The following is a 20,954-nucleotide window of genomic DNA, read 5'->3' on the forward strand; positions in this document are numbered from 1 at the left end:
TGATCCAGCGCCTCAAACCCATATGCGGTGGAGATCGCGCACGTGATCCGAGGTGGTCCGAACCTGCGTCCGATCACTGGCAACTGGATCTCAATCATCCAAGCTACCTATGGCCGATCGCCTTGGTGAACAAATGTCCGAAGCTGGGAGCGGGTCGCAGGTGATTGAGTGACCGGGTCTGGGGCAAAAATGACCTGACGTTGTCCATATCCCCACAAGGGCGGCAAGCGATACGATCACCAGAAAACCGTTGATACCAATGAGCACCGACGGCGATATACGTCTGATGTCAGGCTGCGGCGGCGGCGCCCCGGAATCCAGTTCCCGCCACACCGCTGCAACAAAGCAAAACGCGCTGAACAGGATCAGGAGCGTACCGGCTGCAGCCCCAAGCCACGGCACCACGACGTCCTTGAGCAGGGCCCGCGCGCCGACGCCGGCGGCCAGCGCGGCAAGGCCTGTTCTGATCCACGCAGCGTACGTTCGCTCGGCAGCCAATACCGTCCGATCCGCTGCCAGTTGCGTACGACGGTCGGCGCTATCGACCTGTTCCACTGCGCTGTTCCTGATCGTCTCTGCGCTATGAGCGAGCTTGGCCGACGCGTGATCCGTGGCGGTCGTCATGCAACCGTTACCGTAACACGGTGCCATGCCGTCGACAGATAGCCGGCGAAATTCCAAATTGGGTCGGGATGTTCGGGCTGCATCTGCCCGGCTCCGTCGACAGCGCGAACGACCAGCTCATGACGCCCGGGCCCAAGATTGACCACGGCCTGCCATTGCGACCAACTCCACGGTGCCCCCGACGGATGGTCGATCACAGCCTGGGTCCAGTCCAGCCCGCCATCCGCCGAGATCTCGACCCGGGATACTGTGCGCCCGGACGCGATCGCATAACCCTGGATAACGCAGCGACCGGCATCGAGCCGGACACCATCGACCGGCGAGCAGATCGCCGCGTTCAGCGGCATCTCCTCGATTGTCAGCCCGTTATTCCAATCGGCGTCTTCCTTGGCGACGTAGGCGGGGAAGAGCTTGTAGTCCTTGGCCTGAATCGGCGCATCGGACGGACGGTCCCGAACCTCGATCCGGGTGAGCCATTTGGGACTGCGCACGCCGGCATAGCCTGGCACGACGAGCCGTAGCGGTGCGCCGTGCTCGGGCGCGAGCGGCTCACCGTTCATGGCCCAGGCGAGCAGCACGTCCGGGCTGCTTGCCTTCGCGAGCGAGATCGATGTGCCATACGGCGCCATGTCGCCGTCGACATCGACCTTATCGGCACCGGTCGCCGCGACGAATGCCGCACCGGCGCCGATGCCTGCATCGGCAAGGACGTCGGCAAGCGACACGCCGGTCCATTCTGCATTGCCGATGGCGCCGACGTCCCACGGATCGCCCGACGTTTCCGCCACGCCCTGAAGATGCGCGCGTCGATTTCCCGCGCACTGCATCGTCGCTACGACGGTCCGCACGGGAAACGCCGCTTGCAGTTCCGTCACGCTGAACGATCCGGGGCGATCCACCAGACCGTCGATCGCGATCCGATGATCCACCGGCAGGTCCGGTATCGGCCCGTGGCTGCGTATGTAGAAGTCCGCCTGTGGCGTCAGGAACGAGGCGATCAGACTGTCTGGCCGCGCCTCGGCGTTCAGCGGATCGGGACACCGCACGATGAGGTTCTGTTCGGCGCGGGCGACTTCGGTCATGATCTACTCCGTTTCCCGCCCAACGCACCGATGCCGTGAAGGATACGGCTGGCAGTGCGGTGCAGCTATCTCTGGACCTGCACCGCCGCACCGATCGTCGTCGGATCGCCCGGTGCGACGACGAGGTAGCGACGCATGTCCCCCTTGGCCTCGCTGACCACCTGGCGCAGCGGGCCGATCGCATTGACGATCGCGCTGCCCGCGGGATTGGTCATGAACTTGGCCAACGGCTGGATCGGGCCGCCGCCATCGGCACGGTTCGACAACCCAAGGACATAGGGCATCTTGGGGATCAGCCCGGCGACAGCGGCTTGCAGGATCTGCACCTGGCCCTGGTCGAACAGCGTCACCTGGCTTTGACCGGTCCCGCCAAGCGTCAGCTGGACCTTCATGCCGGCCTGCGCGAGCGGCACCAGGTTTGCCTTGCCGTCACCGCTCGGCACTGCGCCGGGAACATAGGCGACGCCCTGCGGCCCCTGGCCGATCGGGATCGTCGCGATGACGGTGTTGGTGGCCGTGTCGATCGCCGCGACCGCGTCGGCGTTTTCCAGACCGACATACATCCGCGACCCGTCGCCCGACGGCCACAGTCCATGCGGCAGCGCGCCGACCGGGATAGTGGCGACCTGCGCGAAGTCGGTGGTGCGGAACACCTTGACGACATTCTCGGTCCCAACCGTCACATAGGCGAACTGGCCCGCCTTGGCGCGAGCGATGTTGACGTGGTTGGTGATCGCGCCGGTGTTGAATGTGTTGAGCACCGCGAACGGCGGCCTGGCGTCGAACACCATCACCTTGCCGACGTCCTTGAGCGTTAGCCAGACCTGCTTGCCGTCGGGCGTCGCCGCGATGTCGGGGCAGAACGGGCTATCCTGCTTCACACGGCCGACGATCTTTTTGGTAGCGGTGTCGATGACGACCGTCTCGGGCGAGAAACTCGAACAGACGTAACCGTATTTCCCGCTCGGCGAAAAGATCGTCATGCCGGGCCCGTTGGGAACGGGGATGCGTGTGGTCGGCGCAAATGTCATGCCGTCGAGCACCTGGATATAATCCTCGCCGCGCACCGCGACCCAAACTTCGCGACCATCGGGGCGGAAGAACGCCTCGTGCGGCGAGCGCCCGACATAGGTCGTGTGCTTCACGGCGTTGGTCGCGGTGTCGATGAACGTCACCGAGTTCGAACCGATCGAGATGACCGCCAGCGTCTTACGGTCGGGCGAGAAGCCCATGCCGTGGACGAGCAGCTGCCCCTTGTAGAGCGGGCTGAGATTGGCGGGGGTCGGGTCGCCGAGCTTGATGACGCCGAGCAGCGTGTTGGTCGACGGATCGATCACCGATACGGTGTTGGAGAACTGGTCCGAGGTATAGAACCGGTCCTGCGCGCTGACGGGTATGTCAGGGGTCGCGTTCGGAACCTGCTGGGCGAACGCGGTGCCTGAAAAACACAAGGCAGCCCAAGCAGTCAGGGTGAAACGCTTCATGGACGGTCTCCGTGATGGGGGTGACCGGTCGCGGTCGGTTCGATTCTTGGTGGCAACGTGCCGCCATCGGATAGGATGCCCTGCATCACCGCGATTTCCTGGCGTTGTTCGACGATGATCCCTTGCGCGAGACGGCGCAGGCGTTCGTCCTTGCCATAGCGCAGTTCGATCCCGGCCATGTCGATCGCGCCCTGATGGTGCGGGATCATCATCCTTGCGAAGTCGCGGTCGGGATCGCCCGAATAGCCGGTCATCATCGCGCCGTGCATCCGCGTCATCGCGGCGTCCATGGCGGACGCAAAGCCGTCCGTTCGGGCCAGCGTCACCGTCGATACCGACAATGCGGCGATCCCGAGCGCGGCAATTCCAGGTCTCATCGATGTCTCCAATGCGCTCGACCTGATCGACCGACGCCAAACTGTCCAACGCATGGTTATGATCATTCGCATCGGCGCGGTGGATCAATCGCAATTTCATATTGAAATCACCGAAACAATGCGTTGGTTCGATCGATCGGCAGTGCGTATCTCGGTGCTCAAGGAGAGCGGGCATGACCCTCGAACAACTTAGGATTTTCGTCGGCGTCGCAGAGCGAGAGCACATGACGCGCGCTGCCGAAGCGCTCAATGTGACGCAATCGGCGGCGAGCGCTGCGATCGCGGCGCTGGAAGCCCGGCACGGGGTGCCGTTGTTCCACCGGGTCGGCCGCGGGATCGAACTGTCCGAAGCGGGCCGCATGTTTCTGGTCGACGCGCGGGCGGTGCTTGGCCGTGCCGCCAGCGCGGAACTTGCACTGGCCGAATATGCCGGGCTGGAGCGTGGCACGCTGCGGCTGGTCGCGAGCCAGACGATCGCAGGCTATTGGCTGCCGCGTCAGTTGGCGGCGTTCCATGCGCGTTACCCAGGCATCACGATCCAACTGGCGATCGACAACACGGAAGGGGCCGCGGCGCGCGTGCTCGATGGTGCCGTCGAGCTCGGCTTCGTCGAAGGCGTCATCGACGAGCCTGCGCTCGCGCATTGGATGGTCGCGAACGACCGGATGGTGATGGTGAGCGACCGCGCTGCCGATACGATCGACGAGGACTGGATCCGCGCCGCGCGCTGGATCGTCCGCGAGCAGGGATCGGGCACGCGCTCGTCATTCGAAGAGGTGCTGCGCCAGCGCGGCATCGATCCTTCGGACCTCACCACCGCGCTAACCCTGCCGTCGAACGAAGCAGTCCGTAGCGCGGTCGAAGCTGGCGCAGGCGTCGCGGTGCTGTCGCAGCATGTCGTCGCGCCTGCGATCGCAGCCGGAACGTTGCACGATCTGCCGCTCGGCCTGCCGCGGCGTCCGTTCTACGCGCTGCGGCACAAGGAGCGGTATCGCACCCGCGCGGCCGACGCGCTGACAGATCTCATCAGGGAGACTGGCAAGTGATCGCCGATCTGAAACCCGTCCTCAATGGCCTGAAGCCGCTAAGCCGGCTCGACTCTCCGCGCGAGATGATCCGCCAATTCACCCCCAACTGGTTCGCCGCGACCATGGGCACCGGCATCCTTGCGCTCGCCTTGCCGCAGGTGCCGGGCGTCGGCGCATCGCTGCACCCGGTCGGCGAGGCGCTGTGGTATTTCAATATCGCGCTCTTCACGCTGTTCGCCGGGCTCTACACCGCGCGCTGGACGATGTTCGCGCACGAGGCCCGGCGGATCTTCGGGCACAACACCGTGTCGATGTTCATCGGGACGATCCCGATGGGGCTGGCGACGATCATCAACGGGTGTCTCGCGTTCGGTCTGCCGCGGTTCGGCACGGGCGTGATCCCGATCGCTGAGATATTGTGGTGGATCGACGTCGCGATGTCGCTCGCCTGCGGTGTGGCGATCCCGTACCTCATGTTCACGCGGCACGAACATTCGCTCGACGGCATGACCGCGGTCTGGCTGCTGCCGGTGGTCGCGGCCGAAGTGGCAGGCGCAAGCGGAGGCCTGCTCGCCCCGCAACTGGCGGACGCGCATCACCAGTTTATCGTGCTCGCAACGTCGTATGTCCTCTGGGCCTATTCGGTGCCGGTCGCGTTCGGCATCCTCGCGATCCTGATCCTGCGGATGGCACTGCACAAGCTGCCGCACGAGAGCATGGCCGCGTCGAGCTGGCTCGCGCTCGGCCCGATCGGCACCGGTGCACTCGGGATGCTGGTGCTGGGTGCCGATGCGCCCGCGATCCTCGCCGCCAACGGCCTTGGCCAGATCGGCGCGGTGGCGCAGGGGATCGGCACGATCGCCGGGCTGTTGCTGTGGGGTTTCGGCCTGTGGTGGCTGGCGCTCGCGGCGCTTATCACCATCCGCTACTGGCGGGCAGGCATCTCGTTCAACCTCGGCTGGTGGGGCTACACCTTCCCGCTCGGCGTCTACACGGTCGCCACCTTCAAGCTCGGTACGACGCTCCAGCTCGGCTTTTTCGGGATCGTCGGCACCGTCCTCACAGTGGCCCTCGCAGCGATGTGGCTGCTGGTGGGCGCCAAAACGGTCGCAGGCGGCTGGCGCGGCAACCTGTTCGTGTCGCCCTGCATCGCCACGCCGAACTGATCGTCCTGCCGGATCGAACCGGCGCGTCCGATAGACCCGCAAGCGCGTGCGGGACCAACGTGAATGAATGGCAGAAGTCAGGGAACCTGAAAGAGGCCGCATGTGACCGTATGCAGCCCGATCCCTGCCGGCCCATTCCTTGCTTTGCGCCGTGCATCAGTAGGCGCGGCGAAACTTCGCGCTGCGCCTTTGGTGATCTCATCAGCACTCTACGAAATCTGCTCTGGTTCGGACTACCTGGCACACGCTCACACAGGCCGGAGATAGCGTTATGCGCCGTTGGCGGCGGGTCCTGTTTTGAGGGCGCTTCCGCGACGGTCGCAATGTCCGCGACAATCTCGTGGGGCTCGGCTACCAAGCGTTTGAAAAATTGAGGGCGGTGGTGATGGACAATCTGGAAACGATTGCTGGACTGGTCGATCGGCAGGCCGCGGCGATCGTCGCGCGCTGGCGCGCTCTGCTGGACGCCGGCGGCGGCACGGGCGGCGGTCGGATCAAGGACAACGAGCTTCAGACTCAGTGCCGTGATTTCCTCGCCGCGCTCCGGTCGGCGCTGGCATCGGGTGAGACCAAGATCGCTGAGCCTGCCTTCGAACAGGTCCGCGCGCTGCTCGACGGAATCTCGCGCTCGCGCGCGGCGCAGGGGTTCAGCCCATCGGAGACCGCGACCTTCGTGTTCTCGCTCAAGGAGCCGCTGTTCGAGCAATTACGTGCGGCCTTTCCCGACGATGCGGGCGTCGTCGCGGAATCGGGCTGGCAGATGACCCAACTGATCGACCAGCTCGGGCTGTACACGATGGAAGTTTATCAGAAGAGCCGCGAGGAAGTCGTCCGCCGCCAGCAGGACGAGATCGCTGAGCTCTCTACACCGGTCGTCAAGCTGTGGGACGGCATCCTCGCGCTGCCGCTCATCGGCACGCTTGATTCGGCGCGGACGCAGGTCGTGATGGAGAACCTGCTTCAGGCGATCGTCGACCAGAGCGCCGACCTCGCGATCATCGACATTACGGGCGTGCCGACCGTCGACACGCTGGTCGCCCAGCATCTGCTCAAGACGATCGCGGCGGCGCGGCTGATGGGCGCGGACTGCATCATTTCGGGCATCCGCCCGCAGATCGCGCAGACGATGGTGCATCTCGGCGTCGAGCTCGACGTCGTGTCCAAGGCAACGCTCGCCGAAGCGCTGCTGCTCGCGTTTCAGCGCACCGGTCGCAGCGTTGTGCGTAAGGCGCGGGGCTGATGGATCGCATCCCGATCCTGAAGCTCGGCCGTGCGCTGCTGGTCAGCATCCAAGTCGACATCCACGACCGGCTCGCCAAAGCGCTCGAGGAGGACCTGTCCGAAAAGATCGTCGCGACCTCGGCCAAGGGTGTGATGATCGACATCTCAGGGCTCGAGATCGTCGATTCATTCATGGGCCGGATGCTCGACAACATCGCCGCAGTCTCGCGGCTGCTCGATGCCGACACCGTCGTTGTCGGCATGCGCCCCGCGGTCGCGATCACGCTGGTCGAGCTCGGGCTGTCGCTGACCGGAGTCAAGACTGCGCTTAACGTCGAGCGGGGCATGGCGCTGATCGGGGTCGGCTTCGTCGAGGAACAGGACGGCGAGGACGCCCCGGAGGGCGGTGATGGGCATCTCAAGGGATGACACGCTGCCGATCCGGGAGTCGGACGACGTCGTAAGGGTGCGCCAGCACGTTCGCGCGCAGGCGGTCGCAGCAGGGCTGGGTCTGGTCGACCAGACCAAGATCGTCACTGCGGCGAGCGAACTTGCGCGCAACACGCTCGATTACGGTGGCGGCGGCACCGCGCGCGTCGAGATGATCGTAGAGGCGACGCGGCGCGGCATACGGCTGACCTTCGCCGACGAGGGGCCGGGTATTGCGGATCTCGAACAGGCGCTGACTGACGGCTTCACCACCGGCGGCGGGCTGGGGCTGGGGCTGAGCGGCGCACGGCGGCTGTCGAATGAATTCACGATTGATTCGGCGCCCGGCAAGGGAACGCGCATCGTCATCGCGCGCTGGAGGTAGATGCAGGCGATTGAAGTTCGCGAGGGATCGCAGGTCGCCGAGGCGCGCCGCGTCGCTGTTGCGCTGGCGCGCGCGCACGGCTTTGGCGAGGAAGATGCCGGGCGCGTGGCGATCGTCGGCAGCGAACTTGCCACCAACCTCATCAAGCACGGCGGCGGCGGCGAACTGCTGGTCGGTGCCTACGAGGATCGCACCGGCAGCGGCATCGAGCTGATCGCGCTCGACAAGGGGCCTGGGATCGCTGACGTCGATGCGTCGTCGCGCGACGGCCATTCGACCGCGGGCAGTCCCGGCACCGGGCTAGGCGCGATCCGCCGCGGCTCGCACGCCAGCGACATCTACACGATGCCTGGGCATGGCACCGCGATCCTTGCGAGGCTTGCGACAGGGCAGCCCGGCAAAGTCGTCGCGATGCCCGATTACGGCGCGGTCACCCTGCCGATGCCGGGCGAAGTGGCCTGCGGCGATGCGTGGTGCCGGCACGAACATCCCAACGGACTGGTGCTGATGGTCGCCGACGGGCTTGGTCACGGGCCGAGCGCGGCGGAGGCGTCGCATGCCGCGGTCGGCAGCTTCCACCGCTCGCTAGGTGACGCGCCGAGCGCCGCGCTGACGCTGATGCACGATGCGCTGCGCCCGACGCGGGGCGCGGCGGTCGCGATCGCGCGGATTGACTGGAGCGAGCGCGCGATCCTCTTCGGCGGGGTCGGCAACATCGCGGGCACGGTGGTCGACGCCGATGGCGGCATCCAGCGGATGGTCTCGCACAACGGCACGATTGGCCACAACGCCAAGCGCATCCGCGACTTCCGCTATGCACTCGGGTCGGACCCGCTTGTGATTCTGGCCTCGGACGGCCTTGCGACGTCGTGGCGGCTCGAGGAATACCCGGGGCTGGCGCTTCGCCATCCGACCCTGATCGCGGCGGTGCTCTACCGCGACTTCACGCGCGGGCGCGACGACGTCACCGTGCTCGTCGCGCGCGGCGCGCGCCCGTGAGCGCGGTCCCGCAACTTACCGTCGCTCTGCTTGAGGAAGCCGACATCATCGCCGCGCGGCAGCGCACGCGGCAGGTCGCCGACCTGCTCGGCTTCGACAAGCAGGACCAGACGCGGATCGCGACCGCGGTGTCCGAGATCGCGCGCAACGCGCTGACCTATGGCGGTGGCGGTCGCGTCGAGCTGGCGATCGACGACGGCGGCGATGCCCGGCTGATCGTCACGGTGCGCGACAAGGGGCCGGGTATCGCCGATCTCGCCGCGATCCTTGAGGGACGCTATCGCAGCCAGAGCGGCATGGGCGTCGGCATCGTCGGAACGCGGCGGCTGATGGACGACTTCACGATCGACAGCGTCGTCGGAGAGGGCACCATCGTGACACTCGGCAAGCTGCTGCCGCGCGCTAGTGTCCCGCTCAGCCGCGACCGCATGCGCGCGATCGGGCAGGCGCTGGCCGCGACAAAGGCCGCCGATCCGCTGGCCGAGGTGCGCACGCAGAACCAGGAACTGCTCGAAAGCCTCGCCGCATTGCAGGCCAAGCAGGATGAAACGGAACGGCTCAACGCCGAACTCGCCACGACCAATCGCGGCGTAGTCGCGCTGCATGCCGAACTCGAAGCCAATGCCAGCGCCATGACCGCACTCAACGCCGAGCTGGAAGGACGCGTCGTGGCGGCGGTCGCTGAATGCCAACAGATCAATGACGTGTTGCGCCAGTCGCAAAAGATGGAGGCAGTCGGCCAGCTGACCGGGGGCATTGCACACGATTTCAACAATCTCCTTCAGATCGTTACGGGCAATCTTGAGATCCTGACCCGAGGATTGCCGGAAGAATCCGAACGTATGCGTCGCGCCGCGCAGAATGCGATGGCAGGCGCGCAGCGCGCCGCGACCTTGACGCAGCGTCTGCTCGCCTTTTCGCGGCGGCAGCCACTGGCACCCAAGCCGCTCGATCCGAACCAGCTGATCGACGGCATGTCCGACCTGATAACGCGGACGCTCGGCGAGCAGATCGCCGTGCGTACCGATCTCGCGCGCGATCTGTGGCCGGTCGAGGCCGATACCAATCAGCTCGAAAATGCCGTGCTCAACCTGGCGGTCAACGCCCGCGACGCGATGGCGCCCGGCGGTACGCTGACGATCACGACGGGCAACACGATCCTCGGCGAGGGCGATGTCGAGGAGGATACTGTCCCCGGGCAATATGTCTCGATTGCAGTCTGCGATACCGGCGCGGGCATGTCCGACGAGACGATGGCGCGCGTGTTCGAGCCGTTCTTCACCACCAAGGAAGTGGGCAAGGGCACCGGGCTCGGGCTGTCGATGGTCTACGGCTTCGTCAAGCAGTCGGGCGGTCATCTGCGGATCGAGAGCAGCGTCGGACGCGGCACCACCGTCAACCTGTATCTTCCGCGATTCTTTGGCGCGATCGCCAGAATGCAGGCCGATGCGGGAACTGACACCGACGGCGCCGGCGACGGCGAGGTGATCTTGTTGGTCGAGGACGACGCCGGCGTTCGCGGCTACAGCGCCGACGTGCTCGGTGAACTCGGCTACGCTGTGATCGAAGCCGAGGATGGCGAGAGTGCCGTGCGCCATCTGGGGAGCGATGCGCGCATCGACCTCGTCTTCAGCGACGTTGTGCTGACCGGCGCATTGACCGGTCGCGACGTGGCCGATGCGAGCACGCTGTTGCGGCCGGGCGTGCCGGTTCTTTTCACGTCGGGCTACGCGCGCGATGCGATCGTTCACAATGACCGGCTCGACGAGGGCGTCGCGCTGTTAGCCAAGCCGTTCACTTTCAGCGAATTGGCCGGTCGGCTGCGCGATCTGCTCAATCGTCGGTATCAATTAGACGCTCAGCAACAAGACTGATCCTCTGCAATTTGCCTGCGATCCGGACTGACACCGCGTTGCGTACGGACGAGCGGAACCGTGAGGACCGCGTTGGATCATGCCGCGATGCAACGAGCGTAGCTCTGCATCAAGCCGGGACTCATCCGATCTCGCTGTCTGCTGCAAAGACCCAAGTGCGGTGAGGGCGCGCGCGTAACAGGAACTGGGTCTCCGCAGCCAGAACGTTCGAGCATCCGCTGATCAATCCGACGATCATGCTCGATCGCCAGCATTAGGTAGCAGCCTGCTTGATGAGCGCGACGGTGACGGCAATCCGTGCACGATCTATCCGGCCGGTTTGGTGGCGACGCCGACCCTCGCCCGATCGCCGGCGAGATAATCCATCTTGCCGATCGCGACGCCGTTCAGCCGCAGCAGCCCGTAGGCGGTTGTTACGTGGAAGAAGAAGACCGAGAGGCTGAAAATCGGTAATCAGGCTCTGACCGGTGAAGGTCATCTGCGTGTTCGGCAGCTTGAGGATCACCTCAGCGGCTTCCCTGCCGGCGAACGCGGCCGGCTCGGCCTTCTCAAGATAGGCGATGGTGCGGGCGATCCGATCGCGCAGTTCGGTGATACTCGTCTCCTGATCTGCCATCGGCAGCGGTTCAATCTGCGCTACGCACGTCACCGCCAGCTTGGCCGTATCGCAGGCGTTCTGCACCTGCTCGGTCAGCGGCAGCATATGGGGAGCCAGCCGAGCCCCGAGCAGGTCCTGCTCGCTCACCCCGCTTGCGCTCGCTGCCGCAGCACTGACAACACGAATGGCATGCCTGAAAGGAACTGAAAAAGGTGTTTAACCGACTTTCGGATCCGCAGTGCGTCACGTTTGACAGCATCATCGCGACATCTTCCAGCAGAGCGGCAGCAGCCATCCGGCGCCTCGCATGCCGGAATCCCAAATCGAGACGATTCGTCGTCCCCCAGTTGGCAACCTTACCGTATCGCCCTTCGTATCTCGCTGAGATCGGCGTCCGTCGATCACCAGGGAGACTCCGATATGAGAATGGCACTCACGATGGCGGCGGTGTTTGCGGCGATGTCCGCGACGCAGGCGTCTGCGGCACAGTTCGCCTTTCAATTCACCACGGTGAGCACCGCTTTCGGCGGTCCAGATCAGAATGGCAGCGGTGTTTTCACGACATCCGATGTTGCGACCACCGTCGAGGGGCGAACCGCTTTCGCCATCACCGGAATATCGGGGCAGATCAACAATGTCGCCATTTCAGGGCTGACACCTGAGTCCACCAGCCTCATCCCGACATATTATTACTTCACCCAGGGAGCGACATTCCTCAACGGAACAGGCGTGCGGTTCGATGCAGGAGACTTCAAAGGCATCTCCTTCTTCGCCCCGGATTTCGCCGATAGCCCCCGCTACCGCATTCGTGGGAATGGCACGATCCTCGCCAATGTCACCGCCACCTCCAGCGCAGTCGGCCCCGTTCCCGAGCCCGCCACTTGGGCGATGATGCTGGTTGGCTTCAGTATGGTGGGCGCTGCGACCCGCTACCGCCGCCGCAGTGCAAAGGTCGCATTCGCCTAATCTCCCGAGACCGCTGAGTGCGAGGAGCCGTCAGTCGAAAGGCTGGCGGCTTTTCTCGTTCTGGATCGCCGTAGCCAGCTCCGTCAGCCCCAATGCACCGGCAGGTTAGCGGGCGAAGTAATGCAGGCGCCATGCCCGCCCGCACAAGCTAGCCAGTCCGTTCCGCTCCTTCAACTCGTCGCCAGAGGTGATCCGGTAAGTGGCGATGATGTACGGGCGCTTCGCGCTGTCGGTGCAGAGCGTGGAGGAGCTGCGGCTCGAGTGTGGTATCGACATCTGCCATCTGTGGACGCCCCGAAGAACGCAAGCGAGAAAATTGAGCTGGCGATAGGTCGATTGCTGCCATCTGTCCGGCCTGTTGTGCAGCGCGAAGCTGCTGGCCCGTATGGGAGTTCGAGGACTGGATCCACATCACGAGAGCGTGCGCGTGGCACGATGGCAGATCCTGGTTTTCCAGCCCCGTTCTTCGACTGTTGCGCCATACACTCCTTCGCTCGACTACGCTCCCGACAGCCCCACGGCTGCGATCTTACGCGATCGCAACTGGAGCCCGGTAATCCTCATGCCTGGTCATCACCGCCCAGATGATCCGGGCCATTTTGTTCGCGAGAGCAACGGCGACCAGCATGGGCGGCTTCCGCTCGATCATCTGGGTGAGCCACGGGTTCTTCCTGATGCCGAGGCGGCGTGCCTGCCGCACGACAGCGGTGCTCCCAATGATCAGCAGCCTTCTCAAGGTGCGCTCCCCCATCTTGGTGATAGAACCCAGCCTCTGTCGCCCCCCTGTGGAGTGCTGCCTCGGAGTTAGGCCAAGCCAGGCTGCAAAGTCCCGGCCTCGCGCAAAGCCTTCAAGGGGAGGAGCAAGCGCCGCGAGCGCGACGGCAGTGATCGGACCTACACCGGGGATCGTCATCAGCCGACGTGCGACATCATCTTCGCGGGATCGGCAGGTTATCTCGCGATCCAGCTGCGCAATCTGTTCATCGAGCATGGTGAGGGTGCCCAGCATGGCAGCCAGCATCGATCGCGCGGCTGGAAGCAACTCCGACGCCGGGTTTTCAACGAGAGCCCGCAAATCGCGCGCGTGCTGAAGTCCTTTGGGAGCAACCCAACCAAACTCCGCCATGTGACCACGCAGCGCGTTCACTATCTGTGTCCGTTGACGGACGAACAGATCGCGTGCCCTGAAGAGCAGCGCATTGGCTTGCTGGGCTTCGGTCTTCACGCTCACGAAGCGCATGCCCGGGCGCTGTGCTGCTTCGCAGATCGCCTCTGCATCGAGTGCATCGTTCTTCTGGCGCTTCACGAACGGCTTCACATAGGCCGGCGGGATCAGCCGGACGTCGTGCCCTAACCGCACCAGTTCACGGCCCCAGTGATGTGCTCCGCCGCAGGCCTCCAACGCGACGAGGCATGGTGGTTGAAAGGCAAAGAAACTCAGTAGCTTTGATCTCGCGATCTTTTTTGAGAGGACCATCGCACCTTGCCGATCCGCCGCATGGACGTGGAAAACCTGCTTGGCGATATCCAGCCCAATCGTGCTAACTTCCCTCACGGACGCCTCCTTCAGTGATGCTCAACACCTTCACTCTGGCACATCGATGCCGTCGAGGGGGCGTCCACCCCATCATGAGGTGGTGCGGCTCTGGTGGAACGGGTTCGGCCCGCTGTTTGCCGGCGACATCCGTCGCCAGCGGGTAGGTCGCGTGCGCGGCATTCGCCATTGGCGCTGGCATCTGGACGAGATGGTCTGACTGTGGCGAGCGGTCGATCAGCTAGCGTTGATCGGCGTTAGGATCAGGACGAATTGATGTGAGAGGCGCAATCTGATCCAGGCTCCGCGAGGAGACCGGGAATGGGCGACCTGTACTGGTGACGGACGAGCAGATGGTGCGCCTGCGGCCGGCCGCGCTAGGTCGTCTTCCATTGCGCCGACGATTTCGATGGCGAGCATGATGACGAGAGTATCGACCTGATCGACGCCAACCGACTCCAGACCATCCTCGCCCGGGGCGTGAACGACGATCTGTTGAGCGTCGGCCATGGCGCTCCGCTGTGCCTGCGGGTCGAGCGGCAACCCGATTATGAGCAGGCCAAATACGTTCGGGTCAAACTGGTCGACAGTCGCGCTTCGGTCGGCGGTGGCGCCGGCGGCTATTGGGAAGACGCCGCCGGCTATTAGTAGTTCGCGGCGATTGAGGTCGAAGAGAGTCGGCCTCGATCAAGGTCAGCGCCTGAACGGATGCCCAATTTCTATGAACGCTCAACAGCGCTGAGCCACTGAACTCCGTTACATTTCAAGCCTAATTGGTTTGCCTCGAAGAGTTCACATCGGCGGTGTCAGGCCATCCTTGCCGATCGCGACGAACTGCGCGGTCTTCTGGTCGTCGGCCAGCTTGATGAACAGTTTTTGGCCTTTCGCCAGAGAGGCCTTTTCGGTGGGCTCGAATCGCACAACCGGGGTTCCCTGTGGAACGCTTACCTGCGCGGTTCCACCCTTGTAGCTGACGGTCAGTTTCGTCGTCGCGGCGCCACTCGCGTCGGCAGTGACGGTGCCATTGGTCATCCCGCTCTGTTGGACGACGCCATTGGTCATTGCGCTCTGGCTGACTGTGCCGTTTGTCATAGCGCTCTGCGTGACGGTGCCATTGGTCATGGCGCTGCTGGCTGACCCGCTCGATTGTCCCGCCGCCTGGATCACACCGGGCGTGTCCCAGCCGTAATGGCCCTCGCCAGTGCCGCGCATGGCCTCGGGAAAGATCACGATTTCAACCGCCTTCAGGTCGCTGTCGGGACCGGTCGTCGCGGTGCCGATGAAATCGCCCTGCTTGACCGTGGCGAGGCTTGATTTGATCACCCAGGCGTATTTGGTTTCGCCGTCGAGCGTCACGGGCGCCGAAGTGCCGTCATAGGTCGTGATAGTCATCGTATCTGAATCGAGGGCTCCAAGGGTCCCGCGCAGTCGGCCGGGTCCGTTCGTCGGCGTCGCGGCACCCCCGTCCGAACCGTTCGACGCGGTCTGCGCCGCCGATTCCGAGGGCGATTGATGGCAGGCCGCCAACCCGGTCATGGCCAGTCCAAGCAGTACCGATGTTGCCGCTTTTGCCATCGTCGTGTTCCCTCGCATGCTCGTCCGGCCAATGGCCCGAATGAGTGAAACATCTTGCAGCCGACATGGTGCCCTGCGCACCAGCGATGTCGACTCCGCACCTGGCCTAAGCGGATTCCAGAATATGATCTTTTTGGACTAAGCCGTCCGCAGCGCGGAGCGCTTCCGCCCAATCGGATCGACGCTACAGTCGATGAACGAGCGGCCAACGTCGGGAAGCCGGGGGGTCAGGCCGCAAACGACCATGAACAGGTTCTTGAGGACTCTCGGGCGGCCCGTCGGCGTGCTCGTCCGGAAGAGCCTTCCGAACCTCAACTGTTTGCCACCCCCGTTCCCACTTCGTTCCGCATTTGCTATTACGGTCGTTATGACCGCCTTCGTGCGCAAGATCATTCACGTCGACATGGACGCGTTCTTCGCGTCCGTGGAGCAGCGCGACGATCCGTTGCTCCGTGGTCGTCCAGTTGCCGTCGGCCACGCGGCAGCGCGCGGCGTTGTGGCAGCCGCGAGCTACGAAGCCCGGCAGTTCGGCGTCCGGTCGGCACTGCCCTCCGTGACCGCGCTGCGTCGCTGTCCAGACTTGGTGTTCGTGCCGCCCAGGTTCGAGACCTACCGTGAGGTGTCCCGTCAAATCCACGAGGTTTTCGCGCGCTACACCGACCTGATCCAGCCGCTGTCTTTGGATGAGGCGTATCTCGATGTGACCGCCAACAAGCGTGGCCTCGATACGGCCTGGCTGACGGCCAAGGAGATTCGGGCCGCGATCCTGCAGGAAACGGGGCTCACGGCCTCGGCGGGCATTTCCTACAACAAGTTGCTCGCCAAGCTCGCGTCCGATCATCGGAAGCCCAACGGCCAATTTGCCGTGACGCCGGACATGGGCGCGGCATGGGTCGAGACGCTGCCGGTAAGCCGCTTCCATGGTATAGGTCCGGTCACGGCTGAAAAGATGAAGCGGCTCGGCATCGAGACGGGGGCAGATCTGCGGTTCAAGTCGCTCGCGTTTCTCCAAGGTCACTTTAGCAGTTCCGCGGACTGGTATCACGCAATCGCGCGCGGTGAGGATAACCGACCGGTCAGCCCGAACCGGGTCCGCAAGTCGTCCGGGTCGGAAACGACCTTCAATCGCGACTTGACTGAGCCTGACGAGATCGAAGCGGGCGTGCTGCGGATGGCGGACGATGTGTCGCGGTGGTGCGAGACGCGGCAGGCGTTCGGCCGAACGGTTACGGTGAAGGTGAAGTATGGCGACTTCCAGCAGATCACGCGCAGCCGCAGCCAGTCTGCGGTGGTCGCGACGCGGGAAACTCTTCACCGGTTGGCCCTGGAATTGATCCGGTCAGTGCTGCCCCCGGAAAAGGGCATCCGGCTGGTCGGCGTGACCGTCTCGAACTTTGCGGAGCCGCTGGCATTCCCGCCAAGCGAACTACCGATCTTCGCAGAGGCGGAAGCGTGACCCTGGACCTGTTTGACGTGCCAGTGCTGCCGGGGCTCAGCACGCGCGCGAACCTGATCGATGCAGGCGAGGAGCAGATGGTGATCGCTCGCATCGATGCGAGCGATCTCACGCCTTTCCGATTCCAGGGCTGGACCGGCAAGCGCCTGACGGCCTCCTTCGGGTGGAGCTATGATTTCGAGGTCGGCCGGCCGGTAGAGGCACCACCCATCCCCGACTGGCTGCGTCCGTTCCGTGACCGGGCGGCCGGCTTTGCAAATCTCGATCCCGAGAACCTGATCCAGGCACTGCTCATCCGGTACGATCCGGGTGCGGGCATCGGATGGCATCGCGACCGGCCGATCTATGGCCACGTCCTTGGAATTTCGCTCGGCGAGCCGGCTATCTTGCGCTTCCGACGCAGACGGGCTGGCGGGTTCGAGCGGGCGTCGGTGGCGCTAGATCCGCGTGCGGCCTACCACATGACCGGAGCCGCCCGTCACGATTGGGAGCACAGCATCGTCGAGATGGAGCGGCCGCGATGGTCGATCACGTTCCGCAGCCTTGCGGGTCGGACGTGATGGCCTCGATAGCCCTTCAGCTGCCTCTATCGCCTGTGCCGGATGCTGCGGCGCCGGACTTCGTCGTCGTCGACGTGGAGACCGCCTGCTCGCGGGTCAGCAGTATCTGCCAGATCGGCATCGTTGGCTTCAAGGATGGCGTGGAGATCTTCGCGTATGAGACGCTGGTCGACCCGCTCGACCGCTTCTCGTCGTTCAACACGCGCATCCATGGGATCACGTGCGACCACGTCGCTGGCGCTCCGGATTTCGGCGACATCCATGCCGCCATCGACGGGCACCTGGCGGGCCGGATCACCGTCGCGCACTCGCTCTTCGACAAGGGAGCGCTGCGCGCGGCGTGTGCGACCCACGGGCGAGCCGTCATCGAGACGACCTGGCTCGACAGCGTCCGGGTGGCAAAGCGCGCCTGGCCCCAGCTGTCCAGCCACAGGCTCAACGTGCTGACGAAATTCCTCGGCATTCGGCACAAACACCATGATGCGCTCAGTGACGCACGGGCTGCCGGCATGGTGATCATTCGCGCCATCGAGCATGCAGGCATCGGGCTAACCGGTTGGCTGTCGCCGGTCAGCGGGCGCCGCAATCCGGCTCCAAAGGCCGCTGCATCAGGGCCATTGAAGGGCGAGCGCGTCGCCATCCTGGGCGCGGACCGCGACGGCAAACTTGGGCGGTCTCTGGCCGCCGCTGGCGCACGCGTCATGGCTTCGGTCGGCATGACTACCACCATGCTCGTCATCGGTGACGATCAGCCCTTCGGTCGCTTCTTCACCGCGCATGCAGATCACCGCCGAGCCGAAGAACTCCGACGGGGCGGGGCAGCGATCGAGATCATCGTCGAGAAGGAACTCCGTCATCGCTACGAGCTTGCCCTCGACGGAGGGGGTCCGCCCCCTGAAGACGTGCGGCCAGCGGCTTCGGCGGCTTGAGAGAAGCCGAAGCCCAGACATGAACGATCAGCCGGAATGTACGAGGGGAAGAGGCGGTTTGAACGAGCGGCTATGGGTCTTGGGAGCTCGCGCTTCTGGCCGCCGGATCGCGCTGGCGCTTATGGCAACGGCGCGGCTCTAAGCCAACGCCGTTACGAATGGCGTGAGCCGCGCCCTCGGCACGAGCTGGTCGAACGCATCGGCATGCGCGCGCGCCGAGGCGGGACATTCGCTCGTGGGGCCTGCCGCCGTCTCATGCGCTGGCCCTTGATGACCGGACAGCGATTTCGGACACGCCACCGGCAAGACCCGATCATCTGGCAATCCGCGGCGTGCCGATAAAGTCACGCTTGCCGAGCGCGACGCCCTGCGCGCGCAGGATCGCGTAGGCCGTCGTCGCGTGGAAGTAGAAGTTGGGTTGCGAGAACGAGAGCAGGAAATTGGCTCCCGTAAACGGCAGCCTGGTCTCTCCGGCCACGAAGTGCGTGCTTGCCTCCGCAAGACCATCGACTTCGCTACGATCGAGCGCCGAGAGTTCGGCCCTGGCGCGCTGCAGCATATCGCGCAGTCCGGCGAAATCGGTCGGCCAGGCGCTCCTGTCGGGCGAGAAGCTGCCGGCTCGCGTGCCCTCGATCCCGCCAATCGAATGCACGACGCAGGACTTCACCTGGTAGCCCAGCGGAAGCATATCCGCCGCGAGCCGCGCATCGATCAACTCCGCCTGGGGCAAGCCGCGCTCGTCGCAGAACGCCTCTGCCTTCTCCATGATCCGGCCCAACGCGTCGAGGATCTGGAGGTTGGAGGGCACCACGGCATCGTAGAGGGAAAAGGTCATGGCTGCTCCAGTCACCAGATACTATGCCGACTTCATGCCTCTGCCGCCAGCGGCTCTCGACAGATGTCGCGGGGTAGGGGAGCGTCTCGATCCTATTGGTGGCGGCGGATCGCGGCGGAGCGACTGCCGAAGCTTTATCGCGCGGTGCGACGGACGAACATGGCGACATCCTCCAGCACCGGCGCACGACCGCGAAACGGTCGGGCGAGCGCGAGCAGGATGCCGACATGGCCGAGCTTGCGATACGCGCGCACATCCACCGCCACGCCGCCGGCACGCAGTCTAGCGGCCAAGGCATCGCTGTTGCGCGGTCGGACAAGCGTGTCCTCCGTACCGTAGAGCAGGAACGCGGGCGGATCTCCGGCACCGGCCCAGGTTACCGGCTGGGTCTCGGCGGGGTCGGGCGCGCGACCAAACGCGGCGCGGCTGGCGTCCACGTCGAAGGGCGCGAAGTCATAGGGGCCGGCGATCCCGACGAGGCCCTTGACCGCCGTTCTGGTCCCGCCCAGCCAGCGCGGGTCGACCGCCAGCATCGCGGCGATGTATGCGCCGGCCGAGTGGCCCACCAGCACCACCGAACCGCGCGCGCCACCATAGTCGCCGGCGTGCGCGGTTGCCCAGCGGACCGCGGCGGCGCCGTCCTCGACGAAGGCGGGATACCGCACCTTGGGCACCAGCCGATAGTCCGGCACGACCGCAACGAAGCCCTCGGCGGCGAGCGCGCGGCCGACAAAGGCGTAACCTGCGCGCGTGCCGCTGTTCCAGCTGCCGCCGTAGAAGAACACGACCACCGGGCGAGCCTGCCCGGACACAGCCCGGGGCGCATATACGTCGAGGCGCTGGCGCGGGTCCGGTCCGTAGGCGACATCCTTCGCGACGCGAATACCGCCGCGGTCCTTCGGCACCAGCGCATCGAAGGTGGTCAGCGGCGAGCAGGCTGCCGCGAGCGATCCCAGAAGGGCAGCCATGCGTGCGCGCACGCCGGAACGGCGCTTGCGTATCGCGAGGCCTACGGGGTTCGGCGTCACGCCCCTCACATCAGCGTGTCGATGACGCCACCATCGACGCGCAGCGCGGCGCCGGTGGTGGCGGATGCCTGCGGCGAGCAGGCATAGACGATCATGTTGGCAACTTCCTCGGTTGAGGCGGCGCGGCCGATGATCGAGCTGGGCCGGTTGGCCTTCACGAACGCGGCACCGGCATCCTCCAGCGACTGGCCGGGCTGCATCTGATCCTTCAGCATGCTGGCGACGCCTTCCGACAGCGTCGGCCCGGGCAGGACGGCGTTCACGGTGACGCCGGTGCCCGCCATGCGCTTGGCGAGCCCGCGGGCGAGCGCGACGTCGGCCGTCTTGCTGACGCCGTAATGGATCATCTCGACGGGAATGTTGAACGCGGACTCCGAGCCGATCAGCACGAAACGCCCCCAGCCGCGCTCCTTCATTCCGGGCAGGTAGCGACGCGCCAGCCGCACGCCGGCCATGACGTTGACCTGCCAGTGGCGGTCCCATGTGGCATCGTCGGTAGCGAAGAAGTCGGTGGGCTCGAAAATGCCAGCGTTGCTGACGACGATGTCTGCGTCCGGCACCGCCGCGAAGAGCGCCTCCGCTCCGCCCGCGTCGGCGAGATCGGCAGCGACGCCACGCGCCGACCCGCCGATCCGCGCCGCGGCGGCGTCCACCTTATCCTGGCTGCGGCCATTGACGATGACCACCGCGCCGGCCGCCGCGAGACCCTGTGCGGCGGCGAAGCCGATGCCGTCGGTCGATCCGGTCACCAGCGCGGTGCGTCCGGTTAGGTCGATGTTCATGCGCGTTCCTCGTGTTGCGAGG

The 20,954-nt window shown here is 65.1% G+C and carries 24 protein-coding genes and 1 pseudogene; 14 read left to right on the forward strand and 11 right to left on the reverse strand.

Features of this window, described 5'->3' with window-relative positions:
- Nucleotides 1–90: 90 nt before the first annotated feature.
- From ABC319_RS03090 to copM, 4 genes are all read right to left on the reverse strand, one after another.
- Nucleotides 91–624: a YidH family protein gene (locus ABC319_RS03090; RefSeq protein ID WP_413068828.1), complete on the reverse strand. Its 534-nt coding sequence runs from the start codon at nt 622–624 to the stop codon at nt 91–93.
- Nucleotides 621–1,706, reverse strand: a complete 1,086-nt coding sequence (locus ABC319_RS03095) for a sulfite oxidase (protein ID WP_413068829.1) — start codon at nt 1,704–1,706, stop codon at nt 621–623. Before ABC319_RS03095 ends, ABC319_RS03090 begins: the two co-directional genes overlap by 4 nt.
- A gap of 65 nt (nt 1,707–1,771) precedes the next feature.
- On the reverse strand, nt 1,772–3,190 hold the full coding sequence (locus ABC319_RS03100; RefSeq protein ID WP_413068830.1) for a YncE family protein: 1,419 nt from the start codon (nt 3,188–3,190) through the stop codon (nt 1,772–1,774).
- Complete coding sequence (copM, locus tag ABC319_RS03105) at nt 3,187–3,480, reverse strand: CopM family metallochaperone (RefSeq protein ID WP_459565469.1); 294 nt, start codon at nt 3,478–3,480, stop codon at nt 3,187–3,189. Before copM ends, ABC319_RS03100 begins: the two co-directional genes overlap by 4 nt.
- On the opposite strand from copM, the gene ABC319_RS03110 reads away from it, so the two are divergent.
- The 8 genes from ABC319_RS03110 to ABC319_RS03145 all read left to right on the forward strand — a co-directional run bounded on the left by ABC319_RS03110 (nt 3,479) and on the right by ABC319_RS03145 (nt 10,669).
- A complete protein-coding gene (locus ABC319_RS03110; RefSeq protein ID WP_413068832.1) occupies nt 3,479–3,760 on the forward strand; it encodes a hypothetical protein in 282 nt (93 codons plus the stop codon). The two genes, copM and ABC319_RS03110, sit on opposite strands and share 2 nt — an antisense overlap.
- Nucleotides 3,741–4,613 carry a LysR family transcriptional regulator gene (locus tag ABC319_RS03115; protein WP_413068833.1) on the forward strand — a complete coding sequence of 291 codons (873 nt, stop codon included), beginning with the start codon at nt 3,741–3,743 and terminating at the stop codon, nt 4,611–4,613. The genes ABC319_RS03110 and ABC319_RS03115 overlap by 20 nt, the downstream gene beginning before the upstream one ends.
- A complete protein-coding gene (locus tag ABC319_RS03120; RefSeq protein ID WP_413068834.1) occupies nt 4,610–5,761 on the forward strand; it encodes a TDT family transporter in 1,152 nt (383 codons plus the stop codon). The genes ABC319_RS03115 and ABC319_RS03120 overlap by 4 nt, the downstream gene beginning before the upstream one ends.
- 340 nt (nt 5,762–6,101) lie before the next feature.
- The gene (locus ABC319_RS03125) at nt 6,102–7,001 is read left to right on the forward strand and encodes an STAS domain-containing protein (protein ID WP_413068835.1); all 900 of its coding nucleotides are present in this window, start codon (nt 6,102–6,104) and stop codon (nt 6,999–7,001) included.
- Nucleotides 7,001–7,411, forward strand: a complete 411-nt coding sequence (locus ABC319_RS03130; RefSeq protein ID WP_413068836.1) for an STAS domain-containing protein — start codon at nt 7,001–7,003, stop codon at nt 7,409–7,411. Before ABC319_RS03125 ends, ABC319_RS03130 begins: the two co-directional genes overlap by 1 nt.
- Nucleotides 7,392–7,796, forward strand: coding sequence for an ATP-binding protein (locus ABC319_RS03135; protein WP_413068837.1), 405 nt, complete (start codon nt 7,392–7,394; stop codon nt 7,794–7,796). Before ABC319_RS03130 ends, ABC319_RS03135 begins: the two co-directional genes overlap by 20 nt.
- Nucleotides 7,797–8,795 carry an ATP-binding SpoIIE family protein phosphatase gene (locus ABC319_RS03140; RefSeq protein WP_413068838.1) on the forward strand — a complete coding sequence of 333 codons (999 nt, stop codon included), beginning with the start codon at nt 7,797–7,799 and terminating at the stop codon, nt 8,793–8,795.
- Complete coding sequence (locus tag ABC319_RS03145) at nt 8,792–10,669, forward strand: ATP-binding protein (RefSeq protein WP_413068839.1); 1,878 nt, start codon at nt 8,792–8,794, stop codon at nt 10,667–10,669. The genes ABC319_RS03140 and ABC319_RS03145 overlap by 4 nt, the downstream gene beginning before the upstream one ends.
- A 253-nt stretch (nt 10,670–10,922) precedes the next feature.
- Here ABC319_RS03145 and ABC319_RS19825 read toward each other — a convergent pair whose 3' ends face one another.
- Complete coding sequence (locus ABC319_RS19825; protein ID WP_459565473.1) at nt 10,923–11,453, reverse strand: DUF1993 family protein; 531 nt, start codon at nt 11,451–11,453, stop codon at nt 10,923–10,925.
- A 234-nt stretch (nt 11,454–11,687) separates the two neighbouring features.
- Here ABC319_RS19825 and ABC319_RS03160 point away from each other — a divergent pair, with 234 nt between their 5' ends.
- A complete protein-coding gene (locus ABC319_RS03160) occupies nt 11,688–12,233 on the forward strand; it encodes a PEPxxWA-CTERM sorting domain-containing protein (protein ID WP_413068840.1) in 546 nt (181 codons plus the stop codon).
- 529 nt (nt 12,234–12,762) lie between these two features.
- On the opposite strand, the gene ABC319_RS03165 is transcribed toward ABC319_RS03160, so the two are convergent.
- Nucleotides 12,763–13,788, reverse strand: coding sequence for an IS110 family RNA-guided transposase (locus tag ABC319_RS03165; RefSeq protein WP_413068841.1), 1,026 nt, complete (start codon nt 13,786–13,788; stop codon nt 12,763–12,765).
- A 73-nt stretch (nt 13,789–13,861) separates the two neighbouring features.
- Here ABC319_RS03165 and ABC319_RS03170 point away from each other — a divergent pair.
- Nucleotides 13,862–13,981, forward strand: a pseudogene (locus ABC319_RS03170) (IS6 family transposase); the annotation flags it as partial.
- 23 nt (nt 13,982–14,004) lie between these two features.
- Here the strand turns inward: ABC319_RS03170 and ABC319_RS03175 are convergent.
- On the reverse strand, nt 14,005–14,277 hold the full coding sequence (locus ABC319_RS03175) for a hypothetical protein (RefSeq protein WP_413068843.1): 273 nt from the start codon (nt 14,275–14,277) through the stop codon (nt 14,005–14,007).
- Here ABC319_RS03175 and ABC319_RS03180 point away from each other — a divergent pair.
- The gene (locus ABC319_RS03180; RefSeq protein WP_413071594.1) at nt 14,209–14,415 is read left to right on the forward strand and encodes a molybdopterin-binding protein; all 207 of its coding nucleotides are present in this window, start codon (nt 14,209–14,211) and stop codon (nt 14,413–14,415) included. The two genes, ABC319_RS03175 and ABC319_RS03180, sit on opposite strands and share 69 nt — an antisense overlap.
- Before the next feature lie 144 nt (nt 14,416–14,559).
- On the opposite strand, the gene ABC319_RS03185 is transcribed toward ABC319_RS03180, so the two are convergent.
- Nucleotides 14,560–15,342 (reverse strand): hypothetical protein, encoded by a 783-nt coding sequence (locus ABC319_RS03185; RefSeq protein WP_413068844.1) that lies wholly within the window; start codon nt 15,340–15,342, stop codon nt 14,560–14,562.
- A 367-nt stretch (nt 15,343–15,709) separates the two neighbouring features.
- On the opposite strand from ABC319_RS03185, the gene dinB reads away from it, so the two are divergent.
- From dinB to ABC319_RS03200, 3 genes are read left to right on the forward strand one after another with little or no spacing between them, the layout of a single operon-like run.
- Complete coding sequence (gene dinB / locus ABC319_RS03190) at nt 15,710–16,798, forward strand: DNA polymerase IV (protein ID WP_413068845.1); 1,089 nt, start codon at nt 15,710–15,712, stop codon at nt 16,796–16,798.
- The gene (locus ABC319_RS03195) at nt 16,795–17,358 is read left to right on the forward strand and encodes an alpha-ketoglutarate-dependent dioxygenase AlkB (RefSeq protein WP_413068846.1); all 564 of its coding nucleotides are present in this window, start codon (nt 16,795–16,797) and stop codon (nt 17,356–17,358) included. Before dinB ends, ABC319_RS03195 begins: the two co-directional genes overlap by 4 nt.
- Nucleotides 17,358–18,287 carry an exonuclease domain-containing protein gene (locus tag ABC319_RS03200; RefSeq protein WP_413071595.1) on the forward strand — a complete coding sequence of 310 codons (930 nt, stop codon included), beginning with the start codon at nt 17,358–17,360 and terminating at the stop codon, nt 18,285–18,287. Before ABC319_RS03195 ends, ABC319_RS03200 begins: the two co-directional genes overlap by 1 nt.
- A gap of 313 nt (nt 18,288–18,600) precedes the next feature.
- Here ABC319_RS03200 and ABC319_RS03205 read toward each other — a convergent pair whose 3' ends face one another.
- From ABC319_RS03205 to ABC319_RS03215, 3 genes are all read right to left on the reverse strand, one after another.
- Nucleotides 18,601–19,122 carry a DUF1993 domain-containing protein gene (locus ABC319_RS03205; protein WP_413068847.1) on the reverse strand — a complete coding sequence of 174 codons (522 nt, stop codon included), beginning with the start codon at nt 19,120–19,122 and terminating at the stop codon, nt 18,601–18,603.
- Between the two features lie 134 nt (nt 19,123–19,256).
- Nucleotides 19,257–20,090 (reverse strand): alpha/beta hydrolase, encoded by an 834-nt coding sequence (locus ABC319_RS03210; RefSeq protein ID WP_413068848.1) that lies wholly within the window; start codon nt 20,088–20,090, stop codon nt 19,257–19,259.
- A 65-nt stretch (nt 20,091–20,155) separates the two neighbouring features.
- A complete protein-coding gene (locus ABC319_RS03215; RefSeq protein ID WP_413068849.1) occupies nt 20,156–20,932 on the reverse strand; it encodes an SDR family NAD(P)-dependent oxidoreductase in 777 nt (258 codons plus the stop codon).
- Nucleotides 20,933–20,954 lie beyond the last annotated feature (22 nt).

The sequence above is a fragment of the Sphingomonas phoenicis genome, assembly GCF_047238005.1.
Lineage (GTDB): Bacteria > Pseudomonadota > Alphaproteobacteria > Sphingomonadales > Sphingomonadaceae > Sphingomonas.

What these genes read in the sequence shown, in the direction of transcription:
- ABC319_RS03135 (WP_413068837.1), top strand. Translation starts at nt 7,392, where the DNA reads ATGGGCATCTCAAGGGATGACACGCTGCCGATCCGGGAGTCGGACGAC.
- ABC319_RS03185 (WP_413068844.1), bottom strand. Translation starts at nt 15,342, where the DNA reads ATGGCAAAAGCGGCAACATCGGTACTGCTTGGACTGGCCATGACCGGG.
- ABC319_RS03205 (WP_413068847.1), bottom strand. Translation starts at nt 19,122, where the DNA reads ATGACCTTTTCCCTCTACGATGCCGTGGTGCCCTCCAACCTCCAGATC.
- ABC319_RS03140 (WP_413068838.1), top strand. Translation starts at nt 7,797, where the DNA reads ATGCAGGCGATTGAAGTTCGCGAGGGATCGCAGGTCGCCGAGGCGCGC.
- ABC319_RS03160 (WP_413068840.1), top strand. Translation starts at nt 11,688, where the DNA reads ATGAGAATGGCACTCACGATGGCGGCGGTGTTTGCGGCGATGTCCGCG.
- ABC319_RS03100 (WP_413068830.1), bottom strand. Translation starts at nt 3,190, where the DNA reads ATGAAGCGTTTCACCCTGACTGCTTGGGCTGCCTTGTGTTTTTCAGGC.
- ABC319_RS03215 (WP_413068849.1), bottom strand. Translation starts at nt 20,932, where the DNA reads ATGAACATCGACCTAACCGGACGCACCGCGCTGGTGACCGGATCGACC.
- ABC319_RS03210 (WP_413068848.1), bottom strand. Translation starts at nt 20,090, where the DNA reads ATGGCTGCCCTTCTGGGATCGCTCGCGGCAGCCTGCTCGCCGCTGACC.
- dinB (WP_413068845.1), top strand. Translation starts at nt 15,710, where the DNA reads ATGACCGCCTTCGTGCGCAAGATCATTCACGTCGACATGGACGCGTTC.
- ABC319_RS03110 (WP_413068832.1), top strand. Translation starts at nt 3,479, where the DNA reads ATGGCGGACGCAAAGCCGTCCGTTCGGGCCAGCGTCACCGTCGATACC.
- copM (WP_459565469.1), bottom strand. Translation starts at nt 3,480, where the DNA reads ATGGACGCCGCGATGACGCGGATGCACGGCGCGATGATGACCGGCTAT.
- ABC319_RS03175 (WP_413068843.1), bottom strand. Translation starts at nt 14,277, where the DNA reads ATGGCCGACGCTCAACAGATCGTCGTTCACGCCCCGGGCGAGGATGGT.
- ABC319_RS03090 (WP_413068828.1), bottom strand. Translation starts at nt 624, where the DNA reads ATGACGACCGCCACGGATCACGCGTCGGCCAAGCTCGCTCATAGCGCA.
- ABC319_RS03115 (WP_413068833.1), top strand. Translation starts at nt 3,741, where the DNA reads ATGACCCTCGAACAACTTAGGATTTTCGTCGGCGTCGCAGAGCGAGAG.
- ABC319_RS03200 (WP_413071595.1), top strand. Translation starts at nt 17,358, where the DNA reads ATGGCCTCGATAGCCCTTCAGCTGCCTCTATCGCCTGTGCCGGATGCT.
- ABC319_RS03095 (WP_413068829.1), bottom strand. Translation starts at nt 1,706, where the DNA reads ATGACCGAAGTCGCCCGCGCCGAACAGAACCTCATCGTGCGGTGTCCC.
- ABC319_RS03130 (WP_413068836.1), top strand. Translation starts at nt 7,001, where the DNA reads ATGGATCGCATCCCGATCCTGAAGCTCGGCCGTGCGCTGCTGGTCAGC.